12 protein-coding genes are annotated in these 16,175 nt (G+C 45.7%); 11 read left to right on the forward strand and 1 reads right to left on the reverse strand.

Annotated features, from left to right (window positions below):
- Positions 1–315: 315 nt before the first annotated feature.
- Positions 316–714, forward strand: a complete 399-nt coding sequence (locus ACOV1R_RS11500; RefSeq protein ID WP_217203246.1) for a hypothetical protein — start codon at positions 316–318, stop codon at positions 712–714.
- A 153-nt stretch (positions 715–867) separates the two neighbouring features.
- Positions 868–3,936 (forward strand): YfhO family protein, encoded by a 3,069-nt coding sequence (locus ACOV1R_RS11505; RefSeq protein WP_217203244.1) that lies wholly within the window; start codon positions 868–870, stop codon positions 3,934–3,936.
- A 129-nt stretch (positions 3,937–4,065) separates the two neighbouring features.
- Here ACOV1R_RS11505 and ACOV1R_RS11510 read toward each other — a convergent pair whose 3' ends face one another.
- Positions 4,066–4,587, reverse strand: coding sequence for a hypothetical protein (locus ACOV1R_RS11510; protein WP_015380562.1), 522 nt, complete (start codon positions 4,585–4,587; stop codon positions 4,066–4,068).
- A gap of 200 nt (positions 4,588–4,787) precedes the next feature.
- On the opposite strand from ACOV1R_RS11510, the gene ruvA reads away from it, so the two are divergent.
- The 9 genes from ruvA (at position 4,788) to alaS (ending at position 16,020) form a co-directional block, all read left to right on the forward strand.
- On the forward strand, positions 4,788–5,399 hold the full coding sequence (gene ruvA, locus ACOV1R_RS11515; protein ID WP_003644635.1) for a Holliday junction branch migration protein RuvA: 612 nt from the start codon (positions 4,788–4,790) through the stop codon (positions 5,397–5,399).
- A 17-nt stretch (positions 5,400–5,416) separates the two neighbouring features.
- Positions 5,417–6,427, forward strand: a complete 1,011-nt coding sequence (ruvB, locus tag ACOV1R_RS11520) for a Holliday junction branch migration DNA helicase RuvB (RefSeq protein WP_003641514.1) — start codon at positions 5,417–5,419, stop codon at positions 6,425–6,427.
- 17 nt (positions 6,428–6,444) lie between these two features.
- Entirely contained in the window at positions 6,445–7,479 is a 1,035-nt protein-coding gene (queA, locus tag ACOV1R_RS11525) for a tRNA preQ1(34) S-adenosylmethionine ribosyltransferase-isomerase QueA (RefSeq protein ID WP_003641515.1), read from the forward strand.
- A 309-nt stretch (positions 7,480–7,788) separates the two neighbouring features.
- Positions 7,789–8,931, forward strand: coding sequence for a tRNA guanosine(34) transglycosylase Tgt (gene tgt / locus ACOV1R_RS11530; protein WP_003641516.1), 1,143 nt, complete (start codon positions 7,789–7,791; stop codon positions 8,929–8,931).
- 77 nt (positions 8,932–9,008) lie between these two features.
- Positions 9,009–9,392 (forward strand): preprotein translocase subunit YajC, encoded by a 384-nt coding sequence (yajC, locus tag ACOV1R_RS11535; protein ID WP_054518976.1) that lies wholly within the window; start codon positions 9,009–9,011, stop codon positions 9,390–9,392.
- Positions 9,393–9,521: 129 nt separating this feature from the next.
- Positions 9,522–10,655: a DNA polymerase IV gene (dinB, locus tag ACOV1R_RS11540; RefSeq protein ID WP_003641518.1), complete on the forward strand. Its 1,134-nt coding sequence runs from the start codon at positions 9,522–9,524 to the stop codon at positions 10,653–10,655.
- Positions 10,656–10,747: 92 nt separating this feature from the next.
- Entirely contained in the window at positions 10,748–11,704 is a 957-nt protein-coding gene (locus ACOV1R_RS11545; RefSeq protein WP_003641519.1) for a DHH family phosphoesterase, read from the forward strand.
- Between the two features lie 2 nt (positions 11,705–11,706).
- Positions 11,707–13,050, forward strand: a complete 1,344-nt coding sequence (locus ACOV1R_RS11550) for a DEAD/DEAH box helicase (RefSeq protein WP_003645450.1) — start codon at positions 11,707–11,709, stop codon at positions 13,048–13,050.
- Between the two features lie 327 nt (positions 13,051–13,377).
- Positions 13,378–16,020, forward strand: a complete 2,643-nt coding sequence (gene alaS, locus ACOV1R_RS11555; RefSeq protein ID WP_003645449.1) for an alanine--tRNA ligase — start codon at positions 13,378–13,380, stop codon at positions 16,018–16,020.
- The last annotated feature ends 155 nt before the right edge of the window (positions 16,021–16,175 follow it).

The following is a 16,175-nucleotide window of genomic DNA, read 5'->3' on the forward strand; positions in this document are numbered from 1 at the left end:
AAAGTGGTTTGATTCATGTTATAATAATCTTGCATATTAGGAATGTCCTTTCGAGGATAATTTCGTAGAGTATCGGGTGCGACCGGTGCTCTTTTTTGGTTTTCTATTATATCAAAAGCAGGTCTGGAAAAATTCGAAGATTTTTCCAGACCTGCTTTGTTTCTAGAGACTTATGTCACAGCCTCACTTTTATTGTCGCCAGTATTGCGGTCTAAAAAACAACTTTAAGATTGGGGAAGTGGCGTTTGTGACACTAATTTGAGTTGTAAAATTTCAGATTGAATTGGTTTAAATAGTTAGCTATCATTGATTAAAATGAGTGGTGAGCGCGTATCGGGTGCTTGGACCACTCAACATGATTGGGAGTTGATTGTTTTGGATATGACCAAACTTTATTATCGCCAGGTTTATTCGGCATATTGTTTTTTGGCAGATTTACTAGAGGCCACGCCCACGTTCGTGGCCGGGCGCAAGACGCTGTGGGAATTAAATGCGCATCCAAGTGCGCGGGACGCCAAATTGATTACGCTAAATTTATATGAGCAAGTTGCTGTTTTTGAGCTCGATCCTAACCGTCATGATCAAGCGGCAATCGCTGCGATCAACTTACAACGTGATAATGCTGTGAGTGGCTTACAACCTTTAGTACAGTTGTTTGGGAGTTATCCGGCGACTACTAAGATTGAAACTTTAGATAACTGGGATTGGCGTTAGTTGTTGATGGGACAGCTGTGAATCACGAATTTATTAAGATTCAAACTGAACATCACGAGACGAAATTGTTCATGGTAAAATAGAAACATTGTTTGAGATGGCAAAATATGGGGATTGCGTTGTCGACGTAATTACAAGATAGGGGCACCTGATTTGAAGACAGTACGGAAGATACCACTAGTCGTCTGGTATACGGCGATGTTTGTGGTTATTGCGACGATTACTTACAGTGGGCTTTTCTTAGCCGGCCGGACATTGATTTGGGAAGTGGATGGCATCGCCCAACACTTCCCGATTTTATTGGAATTTCAGCGGATCTTACAGCACCACCCACAACAATTATTCAGTTGGTCATGGAATCTCGGCTTGGGGGCCGATCAACTGACGACTTTTTCCTACTACGTGGTCGGTGATCCGTTTAATTATTTAGTGGCGTTTGTTTCGCGCGCTCATTTGGAATGGGCCTACCAAGCGTTGATCTTGCTGCGATTGTACTTCGTTGGACTTGCTTTTCTAGGTTTCAGTCGGCAGTTCAAGTTCAAACGTATCAGTCAATTGATTGGAGCTTTGACGTATACGTTTACCGCGTATACGTTCTATGTTGGGATGCACCACCCGTTTTTCTTGTTACCAATGATTTGGTTTCCGCTACTGTGTTGGGCGATTGAACGGGTCTTACGAGGCCGACATTGGTTACCACTCAGTCTGATTACCGCCGTTGTAATTTTGAGTAACTTCTATTTTGCTTACTTACTCGCATTGGGCGGTTTAGTCTATGCTTTGGTGCGTTTCTGGTCACGTCGTCGTGACCATTTAACGATGCGGTCGTTTGGACAGTTATTTTGGCGGTTACTAGTGGCAGTTGGTCTTGGTGTCACGATGGCAGGCATCTTACTAGTGCCCACGCTGCTCGCGATGTTGACGGCAACGCGTGCGAGTTTTAACTTTGCGAATGGCTTGACGAGTTATCCCATCAATTATTACGTTAATTTACCCAATCGACTGTTGACCAATGGTGGCAGTGTCCAATACTGGGTGACCCTCGGGCTGAGTAGCATTAGCTTTATTGCAATTATTTATACACTACGTCATTTCAGACGCTATTGGGTGCTTAATTGGGTACTGGTCGTGATGATGTTGGGTATTTTGTTGCCTCAATTTGCGGCCGTATTCAACGTTTTTTCAACACCTTCTAATCGATGGTTGTTGATGGCAACCCTCGTGTTTGCTTATGCGACGATGGCATTTATGGACCAAGTCACTGCTCTGACAGCGGCTGATTTAAAATGGTTGGCTGGTATTAGTGGCGGTCTGCTTGTCATTATTTGGCTGATCAATGGATTCTATCTCAATATCCGCAAACATGATATTGCGACATATCTTATCTTGTTAGCGTTAATTGGGGTCCTGCTGGCCAAACAATCCTTAAAATTGACCAATCGGCAATTTTATGTGTTATTACTGGGAATTGTCACGCTGAACCTGGCGAATAACGGACTGGGCTGGTTGAGTATCAATACTAATTCTAATAGTACTGAGCAGTTGCGGCAGGGCGCGGCAATGAAATGGGTCAAAAATTATTTTGATGGCGCGCAAAAAAGTTTAACCACGACTAGCCAATTTTATCGAACGGCTTTGGCACCCAACTACTATATGATGCGTTCGGCTGAGAGTGATGTGCCGATGGTGTTAGGAACTCACACGGTTGGATCGTATTTTTCAGTTCAAAATGGTTACGTGGGGGCATTTAGTCAGGCCTTAGGCAACTCAGAGTATGCGATGAACTCGCCACTCGGTTCGTTGGACGGTCGGACGACGATGTATAACTTATTAGGTGTTAAATATTTATTTGCACGTGAGGACCAGTTGAAGAAACAAGCCTTACCAGCCGGATATGAGGTTGTTAAGATGAAAACTGGCGAACCGAAGATTTTTGCGGACAAGTTTATTTATGGCATGAGTAATCATACCGGCACGATCTTGTTAAAATCCAAGAATGCGTTGCCGTTAGTTTATACACAGCAGCATCAGATTAGTCAACGCCAATTTAATCGCTTGAACGCAGTTGACCGCGAGCAAGCCTTGTTACAAGGTGCGGTCACTACGCAGCAGGTTAGTGGTGTTAAGACTGTCAAGCCAACCGTTACCGGAAAAAACGTCGCTTATACGGTTCAAGCGGATACGACGAATGTTTTGGATACGTTGGACAAGGTGATTATTTACCGCAATCAACATGCAACGGGAGCGTCGAACAACGCGTTGACTAAGTTACCGGCAGATACGATCACATTAACGCCGGAACAACGAGAAAGTTTGACGCCGGCAACTGGCCTGACGACACCGTCAAACCGCGTGTTGAACTTGATTGCAGCTAATCAAAAGTTAGTCCAGAAAAATCAGGAAAACAATGCCGACGAGTTAACGAGCATGGTCAGTGATGTGCAGGGGCACCAGATACCGTACCAATTGACCATTCAACACCCTAAGAAGTATCGAAATACGGAACTCTATCTTGTGCTAGATGGCATCAGTTATCGGCGTTCCTCAATCAAGCACGCCTTGACAACGAGTCAAAATACCAACGTGTTCACGGCCCGTCCGTATACCAAAGTCGATTATCTAGATGATGTTCGCGATGGTCTGAAGGGCAATTTGAGCGCTAGTGGGTATTCTTTAACTGCTCAGACAACGGATAACTTGACGAGCTTTAGTCAGTTGGGTACCACGAATATGTCAGATTATGAGCCCCGGACATCAGCAGTAATCAACTTAGGGTATAGCAAGTACGCGCGTAAGCTGATTACGTTGAACTTTACGAGCATTCGTAGTTTGCATTTTAAGTCCGCTAAACTGATCGCTGTACCGCTTGGGAAGACTTATCGTCAACGGACGCGGCAACTACAGACGAGTGGGTTGAAGCATCAACAAGTGACGAACAACCAGATTACGGGAACCACGCTGACTAAGACAGCAACCGTGTTAACAACGTCAATTCCGTATTCGACTGGTTGGCAGCTACGAGTTGACGGTCAAACCGTTAGGACCCAAGTCGTCAACAAAGGGTTTGTGGGGGCCAAGTTGACAGCCGGCCGGCACCAGATTCGGTTGACGTATCACACACCAGGACTAAAAATCGGCATATGGTCGAGTATTATTGGTGGTGTGATTAGCATACTGATTGCCTGCTGGTGGGGGCTTCACAAACGTGTCAGACAATCTTAATTGAGTAAATCGGTATTAAAATAGGCTTCTTAGGAATTAACTTTGATTCCTAAGAAGCCTATTTAACGTTAGATGGAACACAAACGAATGTATGCCATAGCGAAATTCACAATTAACAGCCACGACTGGTTAATTATGAGATGTCGCTAACGCAATTAATTGTTCGGGAATGACCGGTGCAGTGACTAATTTTTGCCATTCACTGGTTGAGACTAACATGACGAGTGGCGTGCTGACCGTTGTCAACCACGTTTTCTGCGGGATAACGGGTGCCATGGCCGTTGTGATGTCGGTATTGACCTCAGACTCAGTAATCTGCCAGAGTCGATGTGTGACGTGCGCGGTATCCGTCACCTCGACGACCGGGGCAAAATGACCGACCCAGTCGTCAATCAACATCTCGATAACGGGCTGCTGTGGGTAAAGGACTGTGTTGATCGTGCCGGGAACCATGGTCGTCACGGTTTGATCCACCGGCCAGCTGCCAATTAAGCGCCACTGGTGAACACCGTTGAGTGTGAGTTCGTACCAGTAATAGCTGGCTTCGGTTGTCGTCATTGTATCCTGGCTGTCCCAATTGGTCGCAGCTGTTTGAATTTTAGTTTGACCAGTTGTGGTTGGTAACACCGCTTTAAACGGTTTGAGTTGCATAGCGAGACCTCCCTAGGACTTTGAGCATAGCATGACGTTAACGTGGCGGCAAGCATTTCTTGCAACGAAATCCGTCAATCGAGGTGAAATTGATTTAACATTAAAATTTGGTTTTTATCGGTGCACCAGTGTTAAGCCACTGTGAAAATGTGGTACAATTTAGCAAGCAAACATACGTTTTATTTAAAGGAGTTTTTTCGGTGTACGAATATTTTCTCGGTCAAGTGACCGATGTAACCCCCGGTTATGTGGTGATTGAGGTCAGCGGCATTGGTTATAAAGTGCTAACGGCTAATCCATACCGTTACCAGGTGGGCCCAACAGCAGTTAAGATGTATATCCATCAAGCCGTCAGCGAAAATGGTATGAGCCTATTTGGCTTTTTTGATGCTGACGAGAAGGCGTTGTTCGAAAAGTTGCTCGGGGTTTCGGGAATTGGTCCGAAGTCGGCCCTCGCGATTTTGGCCAACAACGACCATGCAGGTCTGATCCAAGCCATCAATCAAGAGAATGCGACTTATCTGACGAGTTTTCCTGGCGTGGGCAAGAAGACAGCTCAGCAAATCGTGCTGGACTTGAAAGGTAAATTAAACGATCTAAACGTTGATGTGACTGGTCAAACTGCGCTCGATGTGGATGCTCCTGCTGTTGATGGCGCGTTAGCGGACGCGTTGGCGGCTCTGGAAGCTCTTGGCTATTCGAAAGCGGATGTCAAGAAGGTCACTAAGAAGTTGGAGACGTTTAGTCAGACACAAGGGGCCGATACGAACACCTTGTTGAGTGAAGGACTACGACTATTGATGAAGAAGTAGATGGGAGGGGTAACTAAATGGACGATGACAAGTTATTATCCGGTGACAAAGCCGATGACGAAGAGGCGTCATTAGAAAAATCGCTCCGTCCGCAAACGTTAGCCCAGTATATTGGTCAGGCCCGGGTCAAGCACGAATTAGGAGTGTATATTGAAGCGGCCCGCAAGCGTGAGGAATCCTTGGATCACGTTTTGCTGTATGGTCCACCGGGATTAGGGAAGACCACGCTAGCGATGGTAATCGCCAACGAGATGCAGGTCAATATCCGCACGACCAGTGGCCCTGCAATCGAAAAGCCAGGTGATTTGGTTGCGCTCTTGAATGAACTGGAGCCGGGTGATATCTTATTTATTGACGAAATTCACCGGTTACCGAAAATCGTTGAAGAAATGTTGTATTCGGCCATGGAAGATTTTTTTGTCGATATCGTGGTCGGACAGGGGCCAACCGCCCATCCCGTACACTTTCCACTGCCGCCGTTTACGCTGATTGGCGCGACCACCCGAGCTGGTATGCTGTCAGCTCCGTTACGTGACCGATTTGGAATCGTCGAACATATGGCGTACTATGAAGTTGCTGATTTGGAAGATATCGTTAAGCGGACTGCAGATATTTTTCAAACGAGTATCAAACCATCGGGTGCCCACGAAATTGCGCGTCGCTCACGGGGAACGCCCCGCATTGCTAATCGCTTGTTCAAGCGAATTCGTGATTTTGCAGAAGTGGCGGATCAAGATGCCATTGATGAGGCCATCGTGGCGCGATCACTGACATATTTACGCGTAGATGATGCCGGCTTGGATGAGACTGACAATAAGCTCTTACGAACGATGCTAGAGTATTATGACGGGGGTCCGGTCGGGCTTGCTACGATTGCGGCCAATATTGGTGAAGAAACGGATACAATCGCGGAAGTGGTCGAACCGTACTTACTCCAGATTGGGTTCTTGAAGCGAACACAACGTGGACGCGTTGTTACAATTAAAGGTTATCAGCATTTGGGATTCCCATACCCAGAAAATAAATAAAGATAAGAGGTCACAACATGAGTTTAACACTTGAAGATTTTGATTATGATTTACCACATGAACTGATTGCCCAGACACCAATCAAAAAACGGGATAGTTCACGGTTGTTGGAATTGGATCGCCAAACGGGCGAAATGCAAGATAAGCATTTCTACGATATTATTGATCAACTCAATCCAGGCGATGCGGTCGTTATGAATAATTCCCGCGTTATGCCAGCTCGTTTGTATGGTGTTAAACCTGAAACTGGTGGTCACGCTGAAGTCCTATTATTGCATAATACGGAAGGTGATGAATGGGAGACACTCATGAAACCTGCCAAGCGTGCCAAGGTCGGTACCGTGATTTCATTTGGCGATGGTAAGTTGACGGCGACCGTAACGGCTGAAAAGGAAGATGGCATTCGAATGATCGAGTTCCATTACGATGGGATCTTCATGGAAATTTTGGAGAGCCTGGGTGAAACGCCATTGCCACCATATATTAAAGAAAAACTCGATGATCCAGACCGTTATCAGACTGTTTATGCCAAGGAAAATGGCTCGGCAGCTGCGCCAACAGCTGGTTTACACTGGACGAAGGAACTCTTACAAAAAGTTCAAGACAAGGGTATTAAGTTGGTTTACTTGACGCTGCATGTCGGACTAGGGACGTTCCGGCCAGTTGAAGAAGATAATATCGATGATCATAAGATGCACAGTGAATTTTATCGATTGGACGAAGATGCTGCTAAGACGTTGAATGAAGTACGGCAAAATGGTGGGCGCATCATTGCAACCGGGACAACGTCAATCCGGACGTTAGAGACCATTGGTAGTAAGTTTGATGGTGAAATCAAGCCGGATTCGGGTTGGACGGATATCTTTATCAAACCTGGTTATCAATGGAAAGTCGTTGATGCGTTCATCACGAACTTTCATTTACCGAAGTCGACCTTGGTCATGTTAGTGGCTGCCTTTACGGGCCGTGATATGATTTTGAAGGCTTATCAACATGCGATTGATGAAAAGTATCGCTTCTTCAGTTTTGGCGATGCGATGTTTATTCACTAGTATAACTGGCTTTAAACGAGATCGCTTATTTTGAAACGGATGACGGTTGAATATTAAAATGCCGTATTATACGAGGCGTATCGCTAATTTCAAGCTGACGTTTTAGCTCTGGAGATAATAAAGATTGTCAATAGTCGCTTCAAGAAGTTAAAATGCATTCTTGAGGCGACTATTTGACGTTTGAACGCTTTGTTAACAGACTGACTAAAGCCACGTGGGTGCCCACGCCAATTGCCGCGACTGGTTCACGGCTGGATTTCGTGCTATCATTATTTGAGTTTAGCAACATTTTAATACGGAGGAACAGATATGGAACCGGCAATTAAATACCGATTAATTAAGAAAGAAAAACACACAGGAGCCCGCCTTGGCGAATTGATTACGCCACACGGGACCTTTCCAACACCGATGTTTATGCCCGTTGGGACGCAAGCCAGTGTTAAGTCACTGGCACCCGAAGAATTAGACGCGATGGGTGCGGGTGTTATCTTATCGAATACGTACCATCTGTGGTTACGGCCAGGCGAGCAAATCGTGAAAGAAGCTGGCGGGTTACATCAGTTTATGAATTGGAAAAAGGGAATCTTGACGGATTCAGGTGGGTTTCAAGTCTTTTCCCTGGCTAAAAACCGTGATATTACGGAAGAAGGGGTCCACTTTAAGAATCATCTGAATGGCTCAAAGATGTTCTTATCTCCTGAAAAGGCTATTCAAATCGAAAATGATCTTGGCCCAGATATCATGATGAGTTTGGATGAATGCCCACCATTCTTTGAAAGTTACGACTATGTTAGCAAGTCAGTTGCCCGGACAAGTCGCTGGGCAGAGCGGGGGTTGAAGGTTCATCAACACCCTGATTACCAAGGCTTATTTGGGATTGTTCAAGGTGCGGGCTTTAAAGACTTGCGTGAACAGAGTGCCAAAGATCTTGTTAGCTTGGACTTTCCAGGCTACTCGATTGGGGGCTTATCAGTGGGTGAATCGAAGGCTGAGATGAATCATGTTTTAGACTTCACGACGCCACTATTGCCAGAAAATAAACCCCGTTACTTGATGGGAGTTGGCTCTGCGGATGCCTTGATCGACGGTGCAATTCGTGGGGTCGATATGTTTGACTGTGTCTTACCGACTCGGATTGCCCGTAATGGCACTTGCATGACGTCCCATGGGCGTTTAGTTGTCAAAAATGCGGCCTACGCTCACGATTTCACCCCGTTAGATGATAATTGTGATTGTTATACCTGTCGTAATTTCACGCGTGCTTATATTCGTCATTTGATTAAGGCGGACGAGACGTTTGGTTTGCGTTTGACGAGTTATCATAACTTATATTTCTTGTTACACTTAATGAAGCAAGTTCGTCAAGCCATTATGGATGATAATTTACTGGAGTTTCGCCAGAACTTCTTTGAAATGTACGGTTTTAACGATAAAAACCCGAAAAACTTTTAGTGCTACTGGTATTTCAGACTGTAATTTGTTAAAGTTAAAGATAGTCAAACTTTTAATTAGAGTAGGAGCGATATTAAATGGGTCAAATGGCATCAATTCTGTTTATCGTGGTCATGTTCGCATTCTTATACTTCTTCATGATCCGTCCACAACGGAAACAACAACAACAACATCAACAAATGTTAAGCAAAATCAAACGTGGTGACAAGGTTACGACAATTGGTCGCTTGCACGGGGTCGTTGATGAAGTTAACGAAACCGAAAAAACAGTTACTTTAGACTGTGATGGCATCTACTTGGTTTTTGATTTGAACGCTGTTGCTAAGATTTCTCCAGCCGAAGATGCACAAGCTAAGACAGTTGCACCAGAATCTGGGGCAGCGGCTGAATCAGCTGCTGCTTCTGAAGTTGAATCGGCAAGCTCAGCCGCCGACGATAATGCTGATTCTGAAGCAAAATAGGTTTACACCATAAGTGGTCGATCATTACTGATGACCGCTTATTTTTTTTGCTTATTTTTTGGTCTTGAAACGCGCTTTTGAACGTATGTTCGTGTATAATGAAAGTACTAAGGATTGGAGGGGCGGCGGATGGCACAGTCAATTGTTGAAGCGCCTATTCGGGTGGATACGAGTCGGAAAATTATTCATGTGGACATGGACGCGTTTTATGCGTCGATCGAAGAGCGGGAGCATCCAGCCTACAAGACGCAGCCGTTAGTGATCGCGCATGATCCTCGGCAGACAGGTGGGCGAGGCGTTGTGACGACGGCTAACTATGTTGCCCGCCAATTTGGTGTTCACTCGGCGATGCCAGCTGCTAAAGCATTAGAACTCTGCCCAACAGCAGTATTTAAGACGCCCAACTTTCCGTTGTACCGCGAAGTTTCGGCGCAGATTCATCGTATTTTCCATGAGTATACAGAGATGATTGAGCCAATTGCCTTTGATGAGGCTTACTTGGATGTGACTACGAATAAGAAACACATCCATAGTGCGGTCGAACTGGCGCACCGATTACAACAAGAAATTTGGCATCAAACACATTTAACTTGTTCAACGGGAATCTCCTACAACAAATTCATTGCCAAACTAGCATCAGATTATCGAAAACCAGCGGGTGTGACGATCGTATTACCACAGGATGCAGAACCATTTTTATTACGTGAACCCATCGAGAAATTTCGGGGTGTCGGTAAAAAGACGGTACCTAAAATGCACGATTTAGGAATCAAGACTGGACAGGATTTATACGCACAGTCTGAATTAGACCTAATCAAACAATTTGGCAAGTTGGGCTATATTTTATACCGGCGAGTGCGCGGCAGTGATGATCGGCCAGTCGAGTATTTACGTGAACGGAAATCAATCGGCAAAGAGCGGACGTTTGGACCGTTTCTCCAATCGACGACGGAAGTTAATACGCACTTGAAGGCCATCGCTAAGTTGGTAGCAGCTAGCATGCAATCGCATCAGCGCCACGGTAAAACACTCGTTCTCAAGTTGCGTTACGGTGACTTTGTCACAATTACCAAGCGGCGAACGTTCGGTGAATTCATACCTAATGACGCGGCCTTGTTTGAGCAGTACGCCGAAGAGATTTTTGAAGAGGTGGTCGATGATCATTTTAACTCTGGCATCCGCCTGTTAGGGATCACGCTAACTGGCTTGGCACCACTGGCGTTTGAGAACTTAACGTTACCACTTTATCCAAATGATAATTAATTTATTTGGCGCGACGCGGATTCTTCGGTATACTGGAGTACTGTGACAGTTTAATCGCCACCAGTAAATTATGAGAGTAAGAAGGTTCATTTATGACCGTCCAAACAGCAATTTTTGACTTAATTAAACAAGCAAAAACAATCATCATTCATCGTCATCAGCGACCTGACCCAGACGCCATCGGAAGCCAGTTAGGGTTAGCAGCTATCATTAAAGCTAGCTTTCCTGCGAAGCGGGTATTGACACCTGGAAAACAGTACCATGGTTTTGACTGGTTAGGACAAATGGATGAGGTTACCGAAGCGGACTATCAAGACGCACTAGTATTAATTCTTGATACCGCTAATCAGCCCCGAATTGATGGTGAACTTTGGAATCAAGGTAAGACAATTGTTAAAATCGATCATCACCCAAACGATGACGCTTTCGGTGACCCACAGTGGGTCGACGTTGATGCTTCCAGTACGAGTGAGATGATTTATAATTGGTACGCACCCCTTGCGGCGGAGTTAACGCTAACGGCTAACGCCGCTCGGTTGTTGTATGCCGGCATCGTTGGGGACACCGGTCGCTTTCTATACTCTGCGACCAAGCCTAGTACCATGCGAGCAGCAGCGGCCTTAATGGAAGCCGGTGCGGATGCTGAAGCTGTTAATCGTATTGAAGATACCATCACGTTACCAGTCGCACGGTTGTCGGCCTACGTTTATGAACATCTGACACAGTTGGATTCGGGTGCAGCTTACGTTATTTTAACGAATGCGATTCTCGATTCATTTGCAATCGGTGATGCTAGTACTGCTGGGGTTGTCCCATTACCTGGGCGTATTGATACGGTTAAGTGCTGGGCGATTTTTGTTCAACAAAAGGAAGGTGACTTCCGTATTCGGTTACGTTCAAAGGGACCGTCAATCAACGGTGTGGCCAAGAACCATGATGGTGGGGGCCACGCATTAGCGAGCGGTGCCAAGGCTAAAGACCAACAAGAAATTGAAACGGTAGTGCGAGAACTCGACCAAGTCGCTAGCCATTATGAGAAAGAGGTTTAAATATGACCGCAAGTTTTGAAGATTTTAAATTGCAGCCGTTCTTGATGCAGGCACTGACTGACATCAATTTCCGCAAACCGACTGCGGTACAGGAAAAGTTGATTCCAGTGATTGCTGCTGGCCGCAGCGTCATCGGTCAGTCAGCAACTGGGAGTGGTAAGACGCATACGTTTTTACTGCCAATGATCAATCAACTGAATGCTGATGAACGTTACGTGCAGGCAGTTATCACAACGCCCAGCCGTGAATTAGCTTATCAGATTCAGACTGCTGCTAAACAGTTGATCCAACACAGCCCGAAAGCCATTCACATTGGACTCTATGTCGGTGGGACTGATAAGCAGGAACAGATTGAAAAGCTAAATCGGCACCAACCACAGTTGATTATTGGGACCCCAGGACGGATTCTGGACTTAATGCGCTCCCAGGCACTCGATGTGCATCGTGCGACTCAGCTAGTAGTTGATGAAGCCGATATGACGCTAGACTTGGGCTTTTTGAACGTGGTTGACCAGATTGCTGGCCGAATGCCTGCTGATTTACAAATGTTGGTGTTCTCAGCCACGATGCCACAAAAATTAACGCCATTTTTGCGCAAGTACATGAACAATCCAGTTATGGAAGAAATTCCAGTAGAATCTGTGATTAGTCCGACTATTGATAACTGGCTGATTTCCACCAAGAGTCACGATAAAAACAGTATTATTTATCGCTTGCTGACGATTGGTGAACCGTATCTCGTGTTGATTTTTGCTAACACGAAGGAACGAGTTCAAGAGTTGACCCATTATTTGCGCCAACAAGGTTTAACGGTCGCAATGATCCATGGAGATATCCAACCACGTGAACGAAAGCGGGTTATGCGCGACGTCCAACAATTGAAGTATCAATTTGTTGTTGCCACTGATCTAGCTGCCCGTGGGATTGATATTGAAGGTGTTTCACACGTCATCAATGATGATATTCCGAATGACTTAGAATTCTTCATTCACCGTGTTGGCCGGACCGGCCGGAATGGAATGGCGGGGACTGCGATTACGTTATATAGCCCAGGCGAAGAAGCCAAGGTCAGTGCAGTTGAAGCAATGGGGATCAAGTTCAAACCGAAGGCGATTCGTGATGGTGAGATTGTGGATTCATATGACCGTAATCGTCGGGCTAAACGGGGGCCAAAACAGGAAAAACTGGACCCAACCTTGATTGGTTACGTCAAAAAGTCCAAGAAAAAGATCAAGCCGGGTTACAAACGCCGCATTCGTAAAAAGATCAGCGATAAGGCGCGGATGGACCGCCGCATCGAACAACGAGCGGCTGCCCGCAAGGAACGCAAGGATCGTAAGTCTTAATTGACGTGCATCCGGATAGATTAATGCAAAATAACTGAGTGGTGTATTGACAAGTCGCCGCAAGTTTTCTATACTTTGCAAAGTAAGGACATATCTATCTCACATATCGGTCAAGAAACACTTTGGTTGCTGGAAAAAGTGCGGTGTGGGGTAGATGCTACCTAGAAGTAATGACTAGCAAACTAGTCCGTGTCTCAGCGTTAATGAGCTTAAGAGGTAAACGAACACATCGTTGCAAGCAGAGTGGTACCGCGTTAACAGCGTCTTTGCTAGCAACGGTGTTTTTTTGCCTTAAATTAAGAATGATAGAGAGGATGCCAGAATTAAATGAAAAAATTAAGTAGTAGTGAAATTCGGCAAATGTACTTGGACTTTTTTCATGAAAAAGGTCATACGATTGTCCCTAGTGCATCACTAGTTCCCGTGGATGACCCAACGTTATTATGGATCAACTCCGGTGTTGCAACGATGAAGAAGTACTTTGATGGCTCCGTTGTGCCGGATAACCCCCGCATGACGAGTTCACAGAAGAGTATTCGGACGAATGATATTGAGAATGTTGGGCGGACGGCGCGGCACCACACGTTGTTTGAAATGCTTGGTAATTTCTCAGTTGGTGACTACTTCAAAAAAGAAGCAATCAGTTGGGCCTGGGAACTCTTGACCTCACCAAAATGGTTTGGCTGGGATCCTGACAAGTTATACATGACTGTTTATCCCAAGGACACGGATGCCGTGAAATTCTGGGAAGCAACTGGCGTGAAACCAGACCACATCATTAAAGTCGAAGATAACTTCTGGGACATTGGTCAAGGCCCATCTGGCCCCGATTCAGAAATTTTTTATGATCGTGGCGAAGCTTTCAATAATTTAGCTGATGATGACCCGGAAAACTATCCTGGTGGCGAAAATGAACGTTACTTGGAAGTTTGGAACATTGTCTTTTCGCAATTTAACCACACTCCTGAAGGTACTTACGAACCACTCCCGCGTAAGAATATTGATACGGGGATGGGGCTAGAACGGGTCGTTTCGGTCTTTCAAAATGCGAAAACCAATTTTGAAACTGACCTATTCCTCCCAATTATTCATAAGACGGAAGAATTAAGTGATGGCAAGCACTACGGTGATAACGCCCAGGACGATGTGTCCTTCAAAGTGATTGCCGATCACGCTCGGGCCATTACGTTTGCTATTAGTGACGGGGCCTTACCTTCCAACGAAGGTCGTGGCTATGTCATTCGGCGGTTGATTCGGCGGGCAATCCTACATGGTCAAAAATTAGGTTTGAAAGAAGCTTTCTTGGACCAATTAGTACCGATTGTTGGCAAGATCATGGCTTCACACTATCCCGACGTGCTCAAAAATAGTGCGTATATCGAAAAGATCGTGGCTTCAGAAGAAAGTCGCTTCAATGAGACCTTGAATGATGGGTTGAATCTGTTAAATAACTTGATCGCGGAAACCAAGCAGGCTGGTCACGATACACTAGCTGGTAAGGATGCATTTAAGTTATATGACACTTATGGCTTCCCGTTCGAACTAACTAAGGAATACGCTGGCGACGAAGATTTAGATGTCGACGAAGCTGGTTTTGAAGTTGAAATGAAGGCTCAACGTGACCGCGCACGCAATGCACGTAGCAGTGCCAAGTCCATGGGCGTCCAACGGAGTCTCTTGATCGACATCAAAACGCCAAGTGAATACGTGGGATATGACGAATTAACGAATGTGCAGGGGACTTTGAACGACATTATTGTTGACGAGACCCTGGTTGATCACGTCGACAGTGGTCAAGCTGAGATGATTTTCAGCAAGACACCGTTTTATGCTGAAATGGGTGGTCAGGTTGCCGACCGTGGTGTGATCTTAGATGATGCCGGTGAAATGGTGGCTAAAGTGACTGACGTACAAAATGCACCCAACAAGCAGCATTTACACACCGTTGAAGTGTTGAAACCAATGCGAAAAGACGCGACTTATACGCTGAACGTTGACTTGGCATTCCACAACAAAGTCGAAAAGAATCATACCGCCACCCACTTGTTAGACCAGGCGCTTCGTGACGTTCTCGGTGAACATACGAAACAAGCTGGTTCACTTGTAGAACCTGATTATTTACGGTTTGACTTTACTCACTTTGGTCAAGTGACTGACGAAGAGTTAGCTAAAGTTGAACAAATCGTCAATGATAAGATCTGGGCAGCGTTACCAGTCAGTGCTATTCAAACGGACCAAGAAACTGGTCACAAGATGGGCGCAATTGCGGTTTTCACTGAAAAGTATGGCAAAATTGTGCGGGTTGTTTCAATTGGTGATTATTCTATCGAATTCGATGGTGGGACCCACGTTAAGAACAGTAGTGAATTGGGGCTATTTAAGATTGTTTCCGAAACAGGGATTGGCGCTGGAACGCGGCGGATTGAAGCCGTTACTTCGAAGGAAGCTTTCGAACTGCTTGCCGGCGAAGAACAAACCTTGAAGCAAGTTGCTGCTCAAGTCAAGGCACCGAAGTTAGCTGATACGCCAGCCAAGGTTAGTCAGTTACAAGCCGATCTCAAAGCGGAACAACAGAACCGGGCCAGCCTCGAAAGTCGCTTAGCCAAACAGCAGGCTGGGGCAGTCTTTGATCAAGTTGACGATGTGAACGGTACGACGTTGATCGCCCAACAAATTGAAGTCTCTGGCATGGATCAACTCCGTCAATTGGCCGATACTTGGAAGACCAAGCAGTATTCTGACGTACTGGTACTTGGAACAGTCATTGGCGAAAAGGTCAACTTATTAGTTGCTGTTAGTGATGACAAGGTCAAGGCAGGTATCAAAGCTGGTGACTTGATCAAAGCCATTGCACCAAAAGTTGGTGGTGGCGGCGGTGGCCGCCCAACCTTAGCCCAAGCTGGCGGGAAGAAGCCTGCTGGACTACCAGCGGCGCTGAAAGCTGCGCATGAGTGGCTTGCCGAACAATAAGACTGATTGCTTTGGTTGCACATCCTGTTTTTTATGTTGGTTAGCTATGTTAAAGCTATCAAAATAACAATTAAATCAGTGCTGTTAGGACGAGACCGTTCTAACGGTACTGATTTTTTAATGTTATGGCACCTTGTGACCGGCTTAACTCGTAG

Origin of the sequence: Lactiplantibacillus sp. YT640, from assembly GCF_049745435.1 — a bacterium.
Lineage (GTDB): Bacteria > Bacillota > Bacilli > Lactobacillales > Lactobacillaceae > Lactiplantibacillus > Lactiplantibacillus plantarum.

What these genes read in the sequence shown, in the direction of transcription:
- ACOV1R_RS11500 (WP_217203246.1), top strand. Translation starts at nt 316, where the DNA reads ATGAGTGGTGAGCGCGTATCGGGTGCTTGGACCACTCAACATGATTGG.
- ACOV1R_RS11510 (WP_015380562.1), bottom strand. Translation starts at nt 4,587, where the DNA reads ATGCAACTCAAACCGTTTAAAGCGGTGTTACCAACCACAACTGGTCAA.
- ruvB (WP_003641514.1), top strand. Translation starts at nt 5,417, where the DNA reads ATGGACGATGACAAGTTATTATCCGGTGACAAAGCCGATGACGAAGAG.
- queA (WP_003641515.1), top strand. Translation starts at nt 6,445, where the DNA reads ATGAGTTTAACACTTGAAGATTTTGATTATGATTTACCACATGAACTG.
- tgt (WP_003641516.1), top strand. Translation starts at nt 7,789, where the DNA reads ATGGAACCGGCAATTAAATACCGATTAATTAAGAAAGAAAAACACACA.
- yajC (WP_054518976.1), top strand. Translation starts at nt 9,009, where the DNA reads ATGGGTCAAATGGCATCAATTCTGTTTATCGTGGTCATGTTCGCATTC.
- dinB (WP_003641518.1), top strand. Translation starts at nt 9,522, where the DNA reads ATGGCACAGTCAATTGTTGAAGCGCCTATTCGGGTGGATACGAGTCGG.
- ACOV1R_RS11545 (WP_003641519.1), top strand. Translation starts at nt 10,748, where the DNA reads ATGACCGTCCAAACAGCAATTTTTGACTTAATTAAACAAGCAAAAACA.
- ACOV1R_RS11550 (WP_003645450.1), top strand. Translation starts at nt 11,707, where the DNA reads ATGACCGCAAGTTTTGAAGATTTTAAATTGCAGCCGTTCTTGATGCAG.
- alaS (WP_003645449.1), top strand. Translation starts at nt 13,378, where the DNA reads ATGAAAAAATTAAGTAGTAGTGAAATTCGGCAAATGTACTTGGACTTT.